Source organism: Pseudomonas turukhanskensis (genome assembly GCF_027922365.1).
Classification (GTDB): domain Bacteria; phylum Pseudomonadota; class Gammaproteobacteria; order Pseudomonadales; family Pseudomonadaceae; genus Aquipseudomonas; species Aquipseudomonas turukhanskensis.
Map to the genome: position 1 here is coordinate 228,588 of NZ_BSFN01000008.1, position 15,836 is coordinate 244,423.

Consider the following 15,836-nt stretch of genomic DNA (forward strand, 5'->3'; position numbering starts at 1 on the left):
GGCCCTGCAACTTTGCGAGCAGGCGGCCCTTGAACCCATGCAACTGATCGCCGTGGCTGACCAGTTGGGCCAGGCCCGCCGCCAAGCCGATGTGGCCAAGCTTTACCAGACGTGGCTTGCGCATTGCAGTTCCAGCGCCGACTACATCGTTCACTTCAACCTCGGCGTCACCCTGTCACAGCTGGAGCAACTGCCGGCTGCGGATCAGGCCTATCGCATGGCCATTCAGCGCAAGCCCGACTTCTCGCAAGCCTGGTTCAACCTGGGGGCGGTAATCGAGCGTCAGGGACGGCCCGAGAACGCGTTGACCATTTGGCAGTCGATGCTCGACCACCCGCTGGTGGGGCCTGAGTTGAATCGCGACCTGTACATCATGGTGCTCAACAGCATGGGACGGTTGATGGAGGAAATCCGTCAGCTGCATTCGGCTGAGTTGAAATTGCAGGCCAGCCTGGAAACCGACCCCGAGCAGCCCAAGGTCATTCAGCACTGGGTGCATCTGCGCCAGAAACAATGCGAGTGGCCGGTACTGACGCCGTTGAAAGGGTTGAGTTGCGGGGAGATGCTCAAAGCCACCTCGCCCTTGGCCATGCTCTCGGCCAGCGACGATCCTGGCCTGCAACTGGCCACTGCGGCGCGCTTTGTCAGTGACCGTGTCGACCAGCGCGTGCCCCTCCTGGCGCCCGAGCAAGGCTACGAGCACCCGCGGCTGCGCATCGCCTTTCTGTCTTCGGACTTCTGTTTGCACGCCGTGTCGTTGCTGACGGTGGAGCTGTTCGAGTTGCTCGATCGTGAGCGCTTCGAAGTCTATGGTTTCTGCTGGAGCCGCGAGGATGGCTCTGCCTTGCGCGCGCGGGTAAAGGCCGGCATGGACTACTTCGTATCCATTGCGGGCATGGACGACGCCGGCGCCGCGCAGCTGATTCGCCAGCACGAAATCGACATCCTGGTTGACTTGCAGGGCCTGACCTCCGGGGCCCGGCCGAATATTCTGGCGTTTCGCCCGGCGCCACTGCAGATCACTTACCTGGGTTTTCCAGGCCCCACGGGCTTGCCGTGTGTCGACTACGTGATTGCCGACCGCTATCTGATTCCAGATGCCGAGAAACCTTTCTACAGCGAGAAGCCGTTGTATCTGCCGGTGTTCCAGTGCAGCGACCGCCAGCGCCCGGTGGCGCCGCTGCCCAGCCGCGCCGAATGCGGGCTGCCCGATGACCGCTTCGTGTTCTGTTGCTTCAACAACAACTACAAATTCAACGAAGAGACCTTCTCCTGCTGGATGCGCATTCTGGCCGCCGTGCCGGACAGCGTGTTCTGGCTGCTGGCCGACAACCAATGGTCGCAAGCCAATCTGTTGGCCTGCGCCGAGCGCCATGGGGTGGCGGCCGAGCGCCTGATCTTCGCCCCGCGCGTGGCGCCCGACCTGTACCTGGCGCGCTACACAGTGGCCGACCTGTTCCTCGATGCCTACCCGTTCAACGGTGGCACCACGGCCAACGATGCGCTGTGGATGGGGCTGCCGGTGCTGACCCGCTCCGGGCGCACCTTCGCCTCGCGCATGGCCGGCAGCTTGCTGACGGCCCTGGAGCTACCCGAGCTGATTACCGACAACCTGGCCGATTACGAGCGCCGGGCCGTAGAACTGGCCAACGACGCGGTGCAACTGCGTGGCCTGCGCCAGCGCCTGGAGCTGGGCCGGGAAACGTCGCTGTTGTTTGATATGCCGCGCTTTGTGCGCAGTTTTGAGAATGGCGTCAGCGCTGCTTACCAACAGGCGCGCAAATAGTGCTGGAGAGAACCGAGAACATGCCTGTGGAGCCGATCAGCCTGTTTTATATCGCCTATTCCGAGGCGACCCTTCACGCCATGCCGGCCGGCTACCAGTTGCTCGACAACATGGCCCACGAACGGGACGACTGGCGCGAGTACTGGCCAATCCGCCGCTTCCTGTTGGAGCAAACGCTGGACGAGCAGGCCTGGTACGGCTTTTTCTCGCCGCGTTTCAAAGAGAAGATCGGCCTCGACCCGGCGCAGGTGGTTAGCTTTGTTCAGGCCGCTGCGGCGGACGGCGCGGATGTCTGCACGTTCAGCCCGCAGCCGGACATGGGCGCGTTCTTTCTTAACGTATTCGAGCAGGAAGAGCTGTTTCAGCCAGGCTTTAGCGAGGCCAGTCAGGCGTTTCTGACGCATGCAGGTGTCGAGGTGCAGCTATCGAAGCTGGTGATGGACTCTCGGCAGATCGTCTTCAGCAACTACATCGTCGCGCGCCCGGCCTTCTGGCGGCGTTGGTTGGCGCTTAACGAGCAGTTGTTTGCCCTGTGCGAAGAGGGCACGGGCGAACTGGCTGATCGGCTGCGCAAAGCGTCGTCCTACCCAGGCAGCGTGCCGTGTAAGGTGTTTTTGATGGAGCGCCTGGCATCGCTGATTCTGGCGCTGGAACCGCGCTGGCAGGTCAAGGCCTATAACACCTTCGATTGCGCCTGGTCGGCCAGCCGTCTGAATCAGTTCCGCCACGAGGCGGTGCTTAGCGACGCTTTGAAAGTGGCCATGCGCGAACAGGGTTTTCCTCAGTACACCGAGGCCTTTGCGGCGTTGCGCGACAAGCTGCGTTAAGCCTGCCTAGCCGTTTAAACCACCTGGGAAACCAGCCCTCGCACGCGTGATCGGCGCGAGCGAGGGGGCGTACTTGTTTACTTCAGGCGCAGGCGTCCGGCAACGGTCTCGGAGATGATGCGTAGCTTCATCCCGTCTTCCGGAAATTCCTGCTCGTTGAGAATGCCGTCCTGGCCGTGGATGAAGCCGTTGCTGTAGTTCTGGAAGCTGTTGAGGATGCGGTGCGGATGCTGGTCCAGGTGCGCGCGATCCTTGAGAAAGACCGCCACAAAGTCGTTCCACAGGCCGTTGCTCTGGTACGAGGTGTAGGACTCCAGCATCACGGTGTTGTAGCCGCTGCGATTGCCCCAGTTGGCCAGGGCGTTGCCCGAGTCTGGGTAGAAGCGCCAGCAATCGACGGGGTAGCGGTGAAACAGGCCATTGGACGGCGCGTTCAAATAGAACAGCCCCGTGGGCTTGAGCACGCGCATGATCTCGTTGAACAACAGCCAGAAAAACTCGGAATGCTCGAAGCAGGAACTGCTGACGATGGCATCCAGCGAGTTGTCTTCGAATGGCAGCTTGTAGGGGTCGTCGATGATGATGTCGACACCTTTGCCCTGCACGAAGTCGACGCCAATGTAGGTGGCGTTCTCAGGGAAGACGTCCTTGAGTGAACCGTTGACGTTCTGTGCACCAATATCGGCGACGGTAGCCTGGTTGAGCGGTTTGACGTAGGTGTCGAAGAAAAACTTGCCGTTTTCCATTGCCGATGGGTGCATGAGCAGGGCCCTGTTTGTGATTGTTGTTTGCAGCCGGTTTGCCACTTAGTCTGGCTGCTTTTGCGCGTTTAAAACAAATTCTCTACTTGCTGCAGGATATCGCGGCGCATCAAACCGCTTTGCGCATGCAGGTCTACCAGGCTCTGCAGCATCAGCAATTTGCTATTGAGCAAGTCGCGGCGGGTGGTGAACAGCGTTTGTTGGGCATTGAGAATATCCACCGTTGAACGCTCGCCGGCCTGGTAGCCCTTCTCGGCAGATTTGAGCGCCCGCTCGTTAGAGTGTGCCGCCGTTTGGAGCGCCTTGGTACGGGCGAAGCCGCTGACCACGCCAAGGTAGCTGCGCTCGATGTCCTCGGAAATCTGCCGTGCCTCATCGTCTAGCTGGCTTTGGGCGCTGGAGAGCGCGAACTGGGATTTGCGCGACGAGGCGACCACGCCACCGCCTGCGTAAAACGGCACATCCAGAGACAGCCCCACATACGAACTGGACTGGTGGCGATAGTCGTCGGCGAGGTCATCGCGGTCGTTGCGGTTAAGCGAACCCACCAAGGCCAGCTGTGGGTAATTGCCGGCCTTTTGTATTTTCAGCTCGGCCTCGGCAACACTCACCGACTCGCGTCTGGCGGCCATACGTGGCCCGGCCAGGCGGGCCTGGTTTTGCCAGAACGCCAGGTCATCCTTGGCATTGAGTGGCGGATTGGGGGGCAGTTGCTCGTGCATGATCATGATGCTGCCGACGGTGCCGCCGATACGCCCGGCCAAGGCATGGCGAGCGGCGCGCAAGCGTGCCTCGGTTTCGATTTCCTGGGCCTTTACCAGGTCCAGCCGGGCTTGTGCCTCTTCGGTGTCGGTGATGGTGCCATCGCCAACCTCATAGAGTCGGCGGGTCTGTTTCACCAGGCCTTCGATAGCGATGCGTTGCTGCACACTCAGATTCAGCTCGTTTTCCTGGCGAGCGACCTCGAAGTAAGCCTCGACCACGCGCGCAAACAGCCCCTGGAACGCATCGTCATAGGCCGATTCGCCAAGCCGGGTGCGCGCCTTTGACTGGGCGTAATACGCCACTCGGGCCCGGTCATAGAGCACCTGGCGGGCGTTCAGGCTCAGCCCGGTGGTGGTGGATTTCGGGTCTTCATTGTTGCCATCCAGATCGCGGCCGCTGAGCTGGCGTGTGATGCCATGGCTGCCACTGGCGCTGATCTGAGGCAGCAGGCCGGCCAGGCCAATGTCCCGCTCCTGCTGGCTGGCCTGGTAGTCAAAGGTGGCGGTCTGGAAAGTCGGGTCGTGATACAGGGCGTTGTCATACGCATCCATCAGCGACAGCGGGGCGGGCTCCATCGCCTGAGCGGGCTGCAATGCCAAGAGGGCCAGCAGGGCAATCCCCATGCGCATGGTCATTCTTCCTTCAACGCGCCGCGTATGCGTTGTTCCAGCGGGCTCATCAGGTATTTAAGAAAAGTGCGCTGGCCGGTTTGCACCATGACTTCGGCCTGCATCCCGGGTTTGACTTCCAGGCCATGGGCCAGCAGACGGGCAACGGCTTCGGGGCCCACTTCCACTTCGACCGAGAAATAGGGCAGGTGGGTCTGTTCATCGAGTAACTGGTCGCCAGAGACAGTCAGCACCTTGCCCTCGACCACCGGCAGGGTGGAACTGTTCAGCGAGGAGAAGCGCAGGTTGACCGGCAGGCCGGTCTTCAAACGGTCGGCCACCAGGGGCTCGAACTTGGCTTTGATAATCCAGGCCGAGCCGAACGGTACAATGTCCATCAGCCGTTGCGCCGCTGGAATAACCCCACCTTCGGTATGCACGGCAAGGCCGATCACCTGGCCTTCCACCGGCGAGCGAATGGCCGCGTTGCTAACCTCGAATTCGAGCGCCTTGATCCGCTCGGACAAGCTGGAGGCCTCGGCGGCGGTAGTGGCCAGCTGCGATTCGGCTTCAATGCGAAAGTTTTGCTGCAGTTGCAGGGTTTGCAACTTGATCTCGGTAATGGCCTGGCGGGTTTTACCGATATCGGCAACGCCGGAAGCCAACTGGGCGCTGAGCTGGGCGGAGTTACGCTCGGCCTCGAACAGACGGTTACGCGGCACATAACCTTCGGCTGCCAGCTCACGCAGGCCGGCCAGCTCCTTGTGTTGGAACTCCAGCTGGGTTTCCAGGTGGCTCTTGATCTGGGTGTAGGCGATGAGCTGCTGCTGCAGTGACTCCGCCTGGTTTTGCATGATCTGCTGCCGGCCGACGAGCTCCGCGCGCCGTGTCTCGAACAGGTTGCTCTGCAGTTCCATGTTGCGTTTGGCGCGCGGGTCGTCGCGGCGGGCCAACAGGTCATCCGGCCACAGGATGTTGTCCAGGCCATAGCGCTCGGCACCCAGGCGGGCTTCGCTGCTGTAGGCGCTGAACCACTGACCCAGCGCGACTTCGAGCTGGGCCTGTGCCTGTACCGAGTTGAGCTGGATCAGCAGTTGCCCGGCTTTGACGTGGTCGCCCTCGCGCACCAGTATTTCGGTGACTGCGCCCCCCGTCAGGGCCTGCACGGTCTTGCGCTCACCGGCGACTACCACGGTGCCCTGACCGGCCACACCTTGCGCCAGCGGCGCCAGGGCGGCCCACAGTAGAAAGCCGCCAAGACCAATGGCAATGACCACCAACCCCACCTTGGCGGTTTTGGCTGCGTCGCGGATATCGGCCGGCAGTGGATTCTTTATTGGGCTGGCAGGCATGGACTCAGATCGTTTGGGCGCTTGGTGCGCCTGTAGGTGGTGTGGCTGGGAGCAGGGCCTTGAGCACCTGATCACGCGGGCCAAATAGTTTTTGCATGCCTTCTTGCAGTACCAGCAGCTTGTCGACCGCGGCGAGCACATTGGGCCGGTGGGTGACCAGCACAACGGTGCAACCACTGTCGCGCAGCGTGCTGATAGCCGTAACCAGAGCACTTTCGCCTGCATCGTCGAGGTTGGAGTTGGGCTCGTCCAGCACAATCAACGGGGGCTTGCCATACAACGCACGGGCCAAGGCGATACGCTGTTTCTGGCCGCCTGACAGGCCTACGCCGCCGGGCCCCAAGGGCGTGTCGTAACCCTGCGGGAAGCGCAGCACCATCTGGTGGATACCGGCGAGGGTGGCGGCCTCGATGACCTTGGCTGAGTCGGTTTCGCCAAAGCGGGCGATATTCTCGGCGATGGTGCCGTCGAACAGTTCGATGTCCTGCGGCAGGTAGCCCAGATGCTGGCCCAGGTCTTCGGCATCCCACTGGCTAACCTCGGCACCGTCGAAGCGTACCGAGCCATGGCTACATGGCCAGACGCCGACCATGGCGCGGGCCAGCGAAGATTTCCCCGAGGCGCTCGGGCCGATGATTGCCAGCACCTCGCCCTTGTTCAGCGCAAAGTCGATGCCGTTTACGGAAGGGCGTTTGCTGCCTGGAGGCGTGACCACCAGGCGTTCGATACGCACGGCGCCACTGGGCGCCGGCAGCGCCATACGCTGAGCTTTGCGCGGGAACTCATCGAGCAATTTGCACAGACGCTGGTAGCTGGCCTTGGCGCTGTCCAGCTGCTTCCAAGAACTGATGGCTTGTTCGGCAGGCTGCATGGCTTTGCTGATCAAAAAGCCGGCCGCCATCATCACGCCGCCGGAAATCTTGCCGTCCAGAATCAGCAGCATGGCCAGCCCCATCGCCAGCGACTGCCAGGCGGTACGTACCAGGCGCGTTACGGCGGATATCTGGGCGGCCTTGTCGCTTGCCGTGCTTTGCGCGCCGATCAGCCGCTGCTGCATGTTCGCCCAGCGGCGTTGCAGGTTGCCGAGCATGCCCATGGCCTGAATGACTTCGGCGTTCTGCAGGGTGCTGTTGACGTATTTGGCCGACATCACGGAAATCTGATTGGCCTCGGCCAGGCCTTTGCGAGTGGCGTGCTCGTTCCACAACGCCAGGCCAAACAGAATCAGGGCGCCCAGCAGCGTGAACAACCCAAGCCAGGGATGCAACAAGGCGGTGACGATAAGGAAAATCGGCATCCACGGCAGATCAAGCAAGGCAATCAACGAGGAGCCGGTAAGGAACTGGCGAATGACGTTGAGATCGCTGAGCACCTGGGCGGGGTTGGCGTTGTGTTCCTTGAGGCTTTTTTGGAACGCCACGCCAAACAAGCGCTCGCCCAGGTCGAGGTCGATGCCGACGCTCATGCGGATCATCACCTGGCCGCGGATCCACTCCACGATCGAACTCAGCACAAACAGGCCGAGGGCAAGCAGGGTCAGCAGGAGCAGTGTGGTCTCGTTGCGGCTGGCCATGACGCGGTCGAAGACCTGCATCATGTAGATCGCCGGCACCACCGTCAGCAGGTTGATCACTCCACTGAACAAGGCTATGACCCAGAACAGGCTGCGGTAGCGCAGCAGGGCCGCGTCGATGTCACGGGTGGGGTCAAGGCGTAGGCGCATAGGGTCGGCAGTTTTCCAACGAGTCGCGGCATCATGCCACTATCGAGATGACTTGGCATCCTGTCTCTGGGTAGCCAACAGCGCCCGTTTCAAGCGGCCGCCGAGTTGTTACGCGCTACCTAATCTAGAGGAAAAACAGGGGTGCTTTGTGATAGCGTTCGCGGCCCTCGTCGGGCTGTCTGCGGGCGTGGGTAACGCCTGACACTTCGCTGCCGGGACTCTTCAAGCGCATACAGCGCGGCGCAGGCCAAAGGCTTAATTGGATGCTAACTTGCATGTAGTCTGGCAAGGCGAAGCGTAGGACTATTCGCTGAGTCTAGCCCAACGTGTTACGCCTCACTTACCTTCTATCTAGAGAAACGTCATGTTCAAACGCCTGCTGCTTGCGCTGGCAAGCACCGTTATGGTGCTCGCTGGCAGTGCTCGTGCTGAAGTAGACCCGGATTACAGCGTTGTGCTGCTTACCGAAAACTTCCCTCCTTACAACATGGCCATCAACGGCAAGAACTTCGCTCAGGAAGACAACATCGACGGCATCGCCGTGGATATCGTCAAAGAGATGTTCAAGCGTGCCGGCATCAAATACAGCCTGACCCTGCGCTTCCCCTGGGACCGTATCTACAAGCTGGCCCTGGAGAAACCCGGCTACGGCGTGTTCGTCACCGCCCGTTTGCCTGAGCGCGAGCAGTCGTTCAAGTGGGTCGGCCCGATTGGCCCGGATGACTGGATCATGTTGGCCAAGGCCGATAGCCCCATCGTCCTCACCAGTCTCGACGATGCCAAGAAGTACAACGTAGGTGCGTACAAAGGTGACGCCATCGCCGAGTACCTTACCGAGCACAAGCTCGAGCCTGTTACCGCACTACGCGATCAGGAAAACGCGCAGAAATTGCGCGACGGGCAAATCGATCTGTGGGCCACCGGCGACCCCGCTGGCCGCTATCTGGCCAAGCAGGAAGGCGTGACCGGTCTCAAAACTGTGCTGCGTTTCAACAAAGCGCAGCTGTACCTGGCCCTCAACAAGGAAACCCCCGACGAGGTGGTACAGAAGCTGCAGGGTGCATTGGACAAGATGCGAAGTGAGGGTTTCGTCGACGAAATCCTCAATAGCTATCTGTAGGATCAAGCTGGCTGTGGCAGCTCCTGTTTACGCAGGGCTGCCCGGTCGAGCGTTCCAGATGCAACTTAGGCAACCCAAGAAAAAGAGCACGGCGATGCGCGCCACAAGCCCGCATTGTGCCGACCTATATGCTCGATTCCTGCCCTACAGCGAACGGCGGCCTTACCTGCCGCGTGCCGATTTCTTGCATGCACAGGTGAGCGTTTAGCTATTGAGTTCTGGGCTGGGTCGATGCGATCGCAGACAGGACAAAATCATGCTGAAAGTGTTTACCCGTTCGTTGTTGCTGGGCCTGGCACTGGCTGCCAGCAGTGTGGCCCACGCCGAGTTGCCGTATGGGTACAAGGTGGTGCTGCTCACCGAAAACTTCCCGCCCTTCAACATGTCCGTCGACGACAAGAACTTTGCCCGTGACGATGGCATCGACGGTATCAGTGCCGAGATTGTGCGCGAGATGTTCAAGCGCGCCGGCATCGAATACACCCTGAGTCTGCGTTTCCCCTGGGACCGCCTGTACAAGCTGACCCTCGACAAGCCCAACTACGGGCTGTTCTCCACCACCTACACCGAAGAGCGCAAACCCCTGTTCAAGTGGGTTGGCCCGCTGGCGAAAACCGGCTGGGTGCTGCTGGCCAAACCCGGTAGCACCCTCAAAGTCAGCACCCTCAAGGAAGCGAGCAAATACACCGTGGGCGCGTATAAGAACGACGCTGTCAGCCAGCATCTGGAAAGCCAGGGCATGGCCCCGGTAAACGCCCTGCGTGACCAGGAAAACGTCAGCAAGCTGATGGAAGGCAAGATCGACCTGTGGGCCACCACCGACCCGGTGGGGCGTTACCTGGCCAAGCAGGAAGGCGTAAGCGGGCTGACCACGGCCCTGCGCTTCAACGACGCGCAGCTTTACCTGGCCTTGAACGTGGATACCCCGGATGAAGTGGTTCAGCGCCTGCAAAAGGCCCTGGATGAAATGCGCGCCGATGGGTATGTCGAGGAAGTGACCAACAATTACCTGTAAACAAAAAAGCCAAGCCCCTCGGGGGCTTGGCTTTTTGCTGTTGTAGGGTGTGCTACGCGCACCAAGCGATCTATCCGCAACCGCCCTGGTGCGCGGAGCACACCCTACGAAGCGCGATTTACTCGCTACGCGTAACGTTCAACCCCTTCAACAAACTCAGCGCCTGGCTCAACTGGAAGTCCTGATCCTGCAGGTTGGCTTTGCCGCTCGCAGCTTTCAGCTCGCTGCTGGTTTTGTCTTTGCCGCCGTTGCCGTTGCCCAAATGACCAACCAGGTCGGCTTCCTTGTAGCTTTCGCCGTCGTCTTCGCGGGTGATTTTGGCGCGCGCCACTTCGATGTCCGGCACGATGCCCTGGGCCTGAATCGAGCGGCCGTTGGGCGTGTAGTACAGCGCGGTGGTGATTTTCAGGGCGCGGTCGTTGCTCAGCGGCAGCACGGTTTGCACCGAGCCTTTGCCGAAGCTATTGGTGCCCATGAGAATGCCGCGTTTCTGGTCTTGCAGAGCACCGGCCACAATCTCCGACGCCGAGGCGCTGCCGCCGTTGATCAGCACCACCAATGGCACGCCTTCGCTGGCATCGGCCGGGTCGGCAGAGAAGCGCAGTTCGGAGTTGGCGATACGGCCTTTGGTGTACACGATCAGGCCTTTGGTGAGGAAGTGGTCAGACACTTCCACCGCCGCCTGCAGCACGCCGCCGGGGTTGTTGCGCAAGTCGAGCACCAGGCCGCGCAGTTTTTTACCGCCGTTGTCTTTCTTCAGTTTGGCCAGCGCCTTGCCGACTTCGTCGCCGCTGTTCACCTGGAACTGGGTAATGCGCAGGTAGCCGTAGCCCGGTTCGAGGGTCTGGCTCTTCACGCTCTTGACCTTGATGACCGCGCGCGTCAGTTGCACGTCGAACGGGTCGCCGCCGTCGCGCACCAGGGTCAGATTGATTTTCTCGCCAGCCTTGCCGCGCATCTTGTCCACGGCTTCCATCATCGACAGGCCCTTGGTGGGCTCGCCGTTGATTTTCACAATCAGGTCGCCCGGCTGAATGCCGGCTTTGGAGGCCGGAGTGTCGTCGATGGGCGAAACCACTTTGACGAAGCCATCTTCCAGGCCCACTTCAATGCCCAGGCCGCCAAATTCGCCGCTGGTGCTTTCCTGCAGTTCAGCGAAGTCTTCCGGGCCGAGGTACGCCGAGTGCGGGTCGAGGTTGCTGAGCATGCCTTTGATGGCATTTTCCAGCAGGGTTTTGTCGTCGACCGGTTCCACGTAGGCCGCTTTGATGCGGTCCAGCACTTCGGCGAAGGTGCGCAGTTCATCCAGCGGCAGCGGCGCCTTGGCGGTGGCAGGCGAGCTGGCCGGCACCGTGGTCGTTTCGACGTCGGTGGCGGCGTGCAGGAGCGGGGCGCCGAGCGCCAGCGCGATAGCCAGGGCCAGGGAATTAAGGCGAGACAAATGCGGCATATCGAACAAGCTCCACTATTAAGAGGTACTGGGCCTATCCCTGCGCCCGACACCATTGCGCGGGGTCGCTGGGGCGGCCCTGCTGACGAATCGCAAAATACAGCGCGGGTGTCTCTTGCCCGCCGCTGGTACCGACCGTTGCAATCGGTTCGCCAGCTTTGACAATGTCACCCGCGTCTTTCAATAAGCTTTGGTTGTGCCCGTACAGGCTGAGGTAACCGTTGCCATGGTCGAGAATCACCAACAGCCCTGAACCGCGCAACCAGTCGGCAAATACTACCCGCCCACCACTCACCGCACGCACCTGACTGCCGGCAGCGGCGCCAATTAATACGCCGTCCCATGTTGTACGAGCGTCGTCGCCGCGTTGGGTTCCATATCGCGCCACGATGCGGCCATTGACTGGCCACGGCAATTTGCCCCGGCTGCTGGCAAATGCACCGCTGTAGGCCGCACCATCGCTGGAAACCACCGGGCCGCTGGCGGCAGCGGCAGGTTTTTGCCCAGGGCTTGCGCGGCGATTGGCTAACGCCAGTTGCTCTTGTTCCTGCGCACGCTTGCGCGCTTCTTCGGCGGCCTTGGCTTCGCGGGCCTGACGCGCCAGGGTTTCTTCGATGGTTTTCAGCACATTGCCCAGCGCGGCTTGTTCCTGCTGGCGGGCCTTGAGTTTCTGGTCGCTGCTTTTCGATTCGCTGTTGAGCTTGGCCAGGGCCTGCTGGCGCTCTTTGCGCACTTGTGCGAGCTGGTCGCGACGTTGGTCGAGGGCGCCTTTGCGCTGGTCGAGCTGGGCCTTTTCCGCAGCGCTTTCACGCTCGACGTTGGCCAGTTGGCGCAGGGTTTCGTTAAAGGTATTGAGTTGTTCGAGGCGGGCTTGGCTGACGTAGTCGTAGTAGGTGAGGGTGCGGGCAAATTTTTCCGGGTTTTGCTGGTTGAGCAACAGCTTCAAGTATTCCTGTCGCCCGCTCTGGTAGGCCGCCCTGGCCTGGATACCGATCAGCCTCTGCTGTTCGATACGCGCACCCTCAAGTTTTTTTTTCTCACCATCGAGACGCTGGATCTCGGATTCACTGTCCTTGAGCTGCTGCTCAAGGGTTTTGATCTGTTTCTCCAGATCGCCCATTTCCGTTTCTGTGCCGCGCAGTTGCTTCTGAATGCCGGACTTGTCCGCTTCGATTTTCTGCAGCAGCTTTTTCAGCTCGGCGACGTCTTGCTGGGCAGCGTCGAGCTGCTTTTGCGCGTCCGCGCGCTCGTCGGCCATGGCAGGAATCAGCAGGCAAGCAAGAACAATGGCAGTCAGGGTGCGAAGCATGGGGCGGGCGATACCGGGATGAAGACGGCCTAGTATGCCCGCGGTGCGCAGCAAAAAAAACGTCCGCGCCACACTGCTGAGATAAATGTCGGCACGCCCGGGTAAACTTCTTGCTCTTGTAGGGTGTGCTATGCGCACCAGGCGATCGCCCGGCAACCGCAACGGTGCGCGAAGCACACCCTACAAGAGCGTTTTCAGCACCTGTGTAAACGCCAGCGCACTGGCCTGCTCGTCGTTATGCCGGCCTTCACGCACCAACCATTGCCCCGCCACCAGCACATCACGCACTTGCCGATCACCGCCGGCAAACACCCAGCGGTTGAGAATGGCATCGCCCTCGGCGCAGGCGATATACGGGTCGCTGCCGTCCAGCACGACAAAGTCGGCGCGCTTGCCCACGGCTAGTTCGCCAATCGGTTGCCTCAATGCCTGGGCGCCGCCAGCGAGTGCGGCGTCGTACAGGGTGCGGCCGATCATTGGCTGGTCGCTGCGGTACAGGCGGTTGCGTTTCTGGTCGCGCAGGCGCTGGCCGTATTCCAGCCAGCGCAGTTCTTCGGCCACGCTCACCGAGACATGACTGTCTGAACCAATGCCGAGGCGTCCGCCCTGGGCGAGATAGTCCACGGCCGGAAAAATACCGTCGCCCAGATTGGCTTCGGTGGTCAGGCATAACCCGGCCACTGCCTGACTGGCCGCCATTTGCCGCACTTCGTCGGGGTTGGCGTGGGTGGCGTGCACCAGGCACCAGCGCGCATCCACCGGGGCGTGGTCGAATAGCCATTGCAGCGGCCGTTGTTGGCTCCAGGCCAGGCAGTCGTCGACTTCCTTTTGCTGCTCGGCAATATGGATATGCACCGGGCTGTCGCTGGCACTGGCGACCAACACCTGGTCGATCTGCGCCGGCGTTACCGCGCGCAGGGAATGAAAACACAGGCCCAGACGCTGGCTGTTCCGGCCAGCCAGGGCCGCCTGCAGACGCTGTTGCAGATCCAGATAGCTGTCGACGCTGTGGATAAAACGCCGCTGGCCGTCGCTGGCCGGCTGGCCGCCGAAGCCCGAGTGGGAATAGAGCACCGGCAACAGCGTGAGGCCAATGCCGCTATCGGCCGCCGCCTGGCTGATGCGCAAACCCAGTTCGGCTGGGTTTGCGTACGGCTGGCCGCTGCTGTCGTGGTGCACGTAATGGAATTCGGCAACGCTGGTGTAGCCGGCCTTGAGCATCTCGATATACAGCTGGCGGGCGATCACCTCGATCTGCTCGGGCGTTAGCTTTGCCACCAGACGGTACATAAGGTCGCGCCAGGTCCAGAAGCTGTCATTGGGGTTGCCCGCCACTTCCGCCAGGCCCGCCATCAGCCGTTGAAACGCATGGGAGTGCAGATTGGGCATGCCCGGCAGCAGCGGGCCATTGAGGTGTTCGGCGCCTTCGTCGCTGGCATCGCTGTGCACCTGTTGCAGCAGGCCATCGGCGCCCACGTGCAGGCGCACATTGCGCGCCCAGCCGCTTGGTAGTAGCGCTCGCTCAGCAAAGAAAACAGGCATGTTCCGGGCGCTCCAGGGCGTTGTTCAGGTTGTATATACATATACAGAGGCAAAGGGGAAACGTAAACTCTCGCCACCGCCGCGCCGCCTGCGCGCTTGCATGCCGAGGAGATTGCTGTGACCGCTCCACAGTCCGAGATGGCCACCCTGGCCGCCCAACTGGGCGATGAGCCCGCGCCGCTGTACGCGCGGGTCAAGCAGATGATCAGCGCGCAGATCCATACCGGCGCCTGGCCGCCGCACCACCGCGTGCCCTCGGAAAGCGAGCTGGTGGCGCAGTTGGGTTTTAGCCGCATGACCATCAACCGCGCCCTGCGCGAGCTGACGGCCGATGGCCTGCTGGTGCGTATGCAAGGCGTGGGCACCTTTGTCGCCGAGCCCAAAGGCCAATCGGCGCTGTTTGAAGTGCACAACATCGCCGATGAAATCGCCGCCCGCGGCCATCGCCACCACTGCGTGGTGGTGCGCCTGGTCGAGGAAAAAGCCGGTGCCGAGCGCGCCGTGCTGTTGGACGTGCGCGAAGGCGAGCGGGTGTTTCACTCGGTGATCGTGCATTACGAGAACGACGTGCCGGTGCAGATCGAAGACCGCTACGTAAACGCCAGCGTCGCGCCGGATTACCTCAAGCAGGACTTCACCGTCGCCACCCCCTACGCCTACCTGATGCAGATCGCACCGATGAGCGAAGGCGAGCACGTGGTCGAAGCGATCCTGGCCGAACCTGCCGAATGCAAGTTGCTGCAGATCGAGCGGGGCGAACCCTGTTTGCTGATTCGCCGCCGCACCTGGTCGGGCCGCCGCACCGTGACCGTTGCGCGTCTTCTGTACCCCGGTTCGCGTCACCGCCTGGAAGGGCGTTTCGCCTCATGACTTGGCAAGTGCTGCGCGCCGCCGACTACCCGCGTATGCCGTGGAAAAACGGCGCCGGCACCACGCTGGAAATTCTTCGCGATGGAGCTGGGCTGGAAGCCTTCAATTGGCGGCTGTCGATTGCCGACGTGACGCAGGCCGGGCCCTTTTCGGCGTTTACCGGATACCAGCGGATTATCACGGTGCTCGAAGGCGAGGGCATGCAGTTGCAGGTCGACGGGGCGTTAAGTCGGCCCCTGCGAGCGCTGGATGCCTTTGCGTTCGCCGGCGACAGTCAGGTGCAGTGCAGCCTGCTGGGCGGCGCCATTCGCGACTTCAACCTTATCTATGCGCCAGACCGTTGCCGGGCGCGGTTGCAGTGGATGGTGGCGGGGGAAAGTGCGGTGTTTAGCTCGGCCGCGACTGTCGTGGTGTTCAGTGCAGGCGAGGCATTGCGCGTGGAGTTGAACGGTGAGGTGGTGGTGTTGGGGCAGTACGACTGCCTGCATATTTCCAGCAGCCAACTGCAAACACTGCGGTGCAAGGCCGCACACCCTTACTGCTTGGTAGAGCTGTTGTAGGGTGTGCTATGCGCACCGAGCGATTACCGAGTAAACGCCGTGGTGCGCCTAGCACACCCTTGTATCTCGACTCCTCCTCGAAAGAGGAGATAGTCTCCGACTGATCATCGGGGGAGGGTTTGAAAGCCGGGCACACCCTTAGGCCATA

At 61.4% G+C, this 15,836-nt stretch carries 13 protein-coding genes; 6 read left to right on the plus strand and 7 right to left on the minus strand.

Features of this window, described 5'->3' with window-relative positions; translation table 11 throughout:
* Nucleotides 1-37: 37 nt before the first annotated feature.
* Nucleotides 38-1,786: an O-linked N-acetylglucosamine transferase, SPINDLY family protein gene (locus tag PKE98_RS15650; RefSeq protein ID WP_271196236.1), complete on the plus strand. Its 1,749-nt coding sequence runs from the start codon at nt 38-40 to the stop codon at nt 1,784-1,786.
* A 20-nt stretch (nt 1,787-1,806) separates the two neighbouring features.
* Nucleotides 1,807-2,613, plus strand: a complete 807-nt coding sequence (locus PKE98_RS15655) for a hypothetical protein (protein WP_271196237.1) — start codon at nt 1,807-1,809, stop codon at nt 2,611-2,613.
* Between the two features lie 77 nt (nt 2,614-2,690).
* Here the strand turns inward: PKE98_RS15655 and PKE98_RS15660 are convergent, their stop codons facing one another.
* The 4 genes from PKE98_RS15660 to PKE98_RS15675 all read right to left on the minus strand — a co-directional run bounded on the left by PKE98_RS15660 (nt 2,691) and on the right by PKE98_RS15675 (nt 7,822).
* Nucleotides 2,691-3,374: a methyltransferase domain-containing protein gene (locus PKE98_RS15660; RefSeq protein ID WP_271196238.1), complete on the minus strand. Its 684-nt coding sequence runs from the start codon at nt 3,372-3,374 to the stop codon at nt 2,691-2,693.
* A gap of 68 nt (nt 3,375-3,442) precedes the next feature.
* Nucleotides 3,443-4,768 (minus strand): TolC family outer membrane protein, encoded by a 1,326-nt coding sequence (locus tag PKE98_RS15665; protein ID WP_271196239.1) that lies wholly within the window; start codon nt 4,766-4,768, stop codon nt 3,443-3,445.
* A 2-nt stretch (nt 4,769-4,770) separates the two neighbouring features.
* Nucleotides 4,771-6,099 carry an HlyD family type I secretion periplasmic adaptor subunit gene (locus PKE98_RS15670; protein ID WP_271196240.1) on the minus strand — a complete coding sequence of 443 codons (1,329 nt, stop codon included), beginning with the start codon at nt 6,097-6,099 and terminating at the stop codon, nt 4,771-4,773.
* Between the two features lie 4 nt (nt 6,100-6,103).
* Nucleotides 6,104-7,822, minus strand: a complete 1,719-nt coding sequence (locus PKE98_RS15675) for a type I secretion system permease/ATPase (protein ID WP_271196241.1) — start codon at nt 7,820-7,822, stop codon at nt 6,104-6,106.
* Nucleotides 7,823-8,186: 364 nt separating this feature from the next.
* On the opposite strand from PKE98_RS15675, the gene PKE98_RS15680 reads away from it, so the two are divergent.
* Complete coding sequence (locus tag PKE98_RS15680; protein ID WP_271196242.1) at nt 8,187-8,942, plus strand: substrate-binding periplasmic protein; 756 nt, start codon at nt 8,187-8,189, stop codon at nt 8,940-8,942.
* A 256-nt stretch (nt 8,943-9,198) separates the two neighbouring features.
* Nucleotides 9,199-9,957 carry a substrate-binding periplasmic protein gene (locus tag PKE98_RS15685; protein WP_271196243.1) on the plus strand — a complete coding sequence of 253 codons (759 nt, stop codon included), beginning with the start codon at nt 9,199-9,201 and terminating at the stop codon, nt 9,955-9,957.
* A 118-nt stretch (nt 9,958-10,075) separates the two neighbouring features.
* On the opposite strand, the gene PKE98_RS15690 is transcribed toward PKE98_RS15685, so the two are convergent.
* From PKE98_RS15690 to PKE98_RS15700, 3 genes are all read right to left on the minus strand, one after another.
* The gene (locus PKE98_RS15690; protein ID WP_271196244.1) at nt 10,076-11,407 is read right to left on the minus strand and encodes a S41 family peptidase; all 1,332 of its coding nucleotides are present in this window, start codon (nt 11,405-11,407) and stop codon (nt 10,076-10,078) included.
* Nucleotides 11,408-11,441: 34 nt separating this feature from the next.
* Nucleotides 11,442-12,716 carry a murein hydrolase activator EnvC family protein gene (locus PKE98_RS15695; RefSeq protein ID WP_271196245.1) on the minus strand — a complete coding sequence of 425 codons (1,275 nt, stop codon included), beginning with the start codon at nt 12,714-12,716 and terminating at the stop codon, nt 11,442-11,444.
* Between the two features lie 180 nt (nt 12,717-12,896).
* On the minus strand, nt 12,897-14,258 hold the full coding sequence (locus PKE98_RS15700; RefSeq protein WP_271196246.1) for a formimidoylglutamate deiminase: 1,362 nt from the start codon (nt 14,256-14,258) through the stop codon (nt 12,897-12,899).
* Between the two features lie 138 nt (nt 14,259-14,396).
* Between PKE98_RS15700 and hutC the strand changes: the two genes are divergently transcribed.
* Nucleotides 14,397-15,128, plus strand: coding sequence for a histidine utilization transcriptional repressor HutC (gene hutC / locus PKE98_RS15705; RefSeq protein WP_373877872.1), 732 nt, complete (start codon nt 14,397-14,399; stop codon nt 15,126-15,128).
* Nucleotides 15,125-15,688 carry a HutD/Ves family protein gene (locus PKE98_RS15710; protein ID WP_271196248.1) on the plus strand — a complete coding sequence of 188 codons (564 nt, stop codon included), beginning with the start codon at nt 15,125-15,127 and terminating at the stop codon, nt 15,686-15,688. Before hutC ends, PKE98_RS15710 begins: the two co-directional genes overlap by 4 nt.
* Nucleotides 15,689-15,836 lie beyond the last annotated feature (148 nt).

Excerpts from the sequence above, each read along its gene's own strand:
- PKE98_RS15695 (WP_271196245.1), bottom strand. The coding sequence starts at position 12,716 with ATGCTTCGCACCCTGACTGCCATTGTTCTTGCTTGCCTGCTGATTCCT.
- PKE98_RS15670 (WP_271196240.1), bottom strand. The coding sequence starts at position 6,099 with ATGCCTGCCAGCCCAATAAAGAATCCACTGCCGGCCGATATCCGCGAC.
- PKE98_RS15660 (WP_271196238.1), bottom strand. The coding sequence starts at position 3,374 with ATGCACCCATCGGCAATGGAAAACGGCAAGTTTTTCTTCGACACCTAC.
- PKE98_RS15655 (WP_271196237.1), top strand. The coding sequence starts at position 1,807 with ATGCCTGTGGAGCCGATCAGCCTGTTTTATATCGCCTATTCCGAGGCG.
- PKE98_RS15690 (WP_271196244.1), bottom strand. The coding sequence starts at position 11,407 with ATGCCGCATTTGTCTCGCCTTAATTCCCTGGCCCTGGCTATCGCGCTG.
- PKE98_RS15685 (WP_271196243.1), top strand. The coding sequence starts at position 9,199 with ATGCTGAAAGTGTTTACCCGTTCGTTGTTGCTGGGCCTGGCACTGGCT.
- PKE98_RS15700 (WP_271196246.1), bottom strand. The coding sequence starts at position 14,258 with ATGCCTGTTTTCTTTGCTGAGCGAGCGCTACTACCAAGCGGCTGGGCG.
- PKE98_RS15675 (WP_271196241.1), bottom strand. The coding sequence starts at position 7,822 with ATGCGCCTACGCCTTGACCCCACCCGTGACATCGACGCGGCCCTGCTG.
- PKE98_RS15680 (WP_271196242.1), top strand. The coding sequence starts at position 8,187 with ATGTTCAAACGCCTGCTGCTTGCGCTGGCAAGCACCGTTATGGTGCTC.
- PKE98_RS15665 (WP_271196239.1), bottom strand. The coding sequence starts at position 4,768 with ATGCGCATGGGGATTGCCCTGCTGGCCCTCTTGGCATTGCAGCCCGCT.
- hutC (WP_373877872.1), top strand. The coding sequence starts at position 14,397 with ATGGCCACCCTGGCCGCCCAACTGGGCGATGAGCCCGCGCCGCTGTAC.
- PKE98_RS15710 (WP_271196248.1), top strand. The coding sequence starts at position 15,125 with ATGACTTGGCAAGTGCTGCGCGCCGCCGACTACCCGCGTATGCCGTGG.
- PKE98_RS15650 (WP_271196236.1), top strand. The coding sequence starts at position 38 with ATGCAACTGATCGCCGTGGCTGACCAGTTGGGCCAGGCCCGCCGCCAA.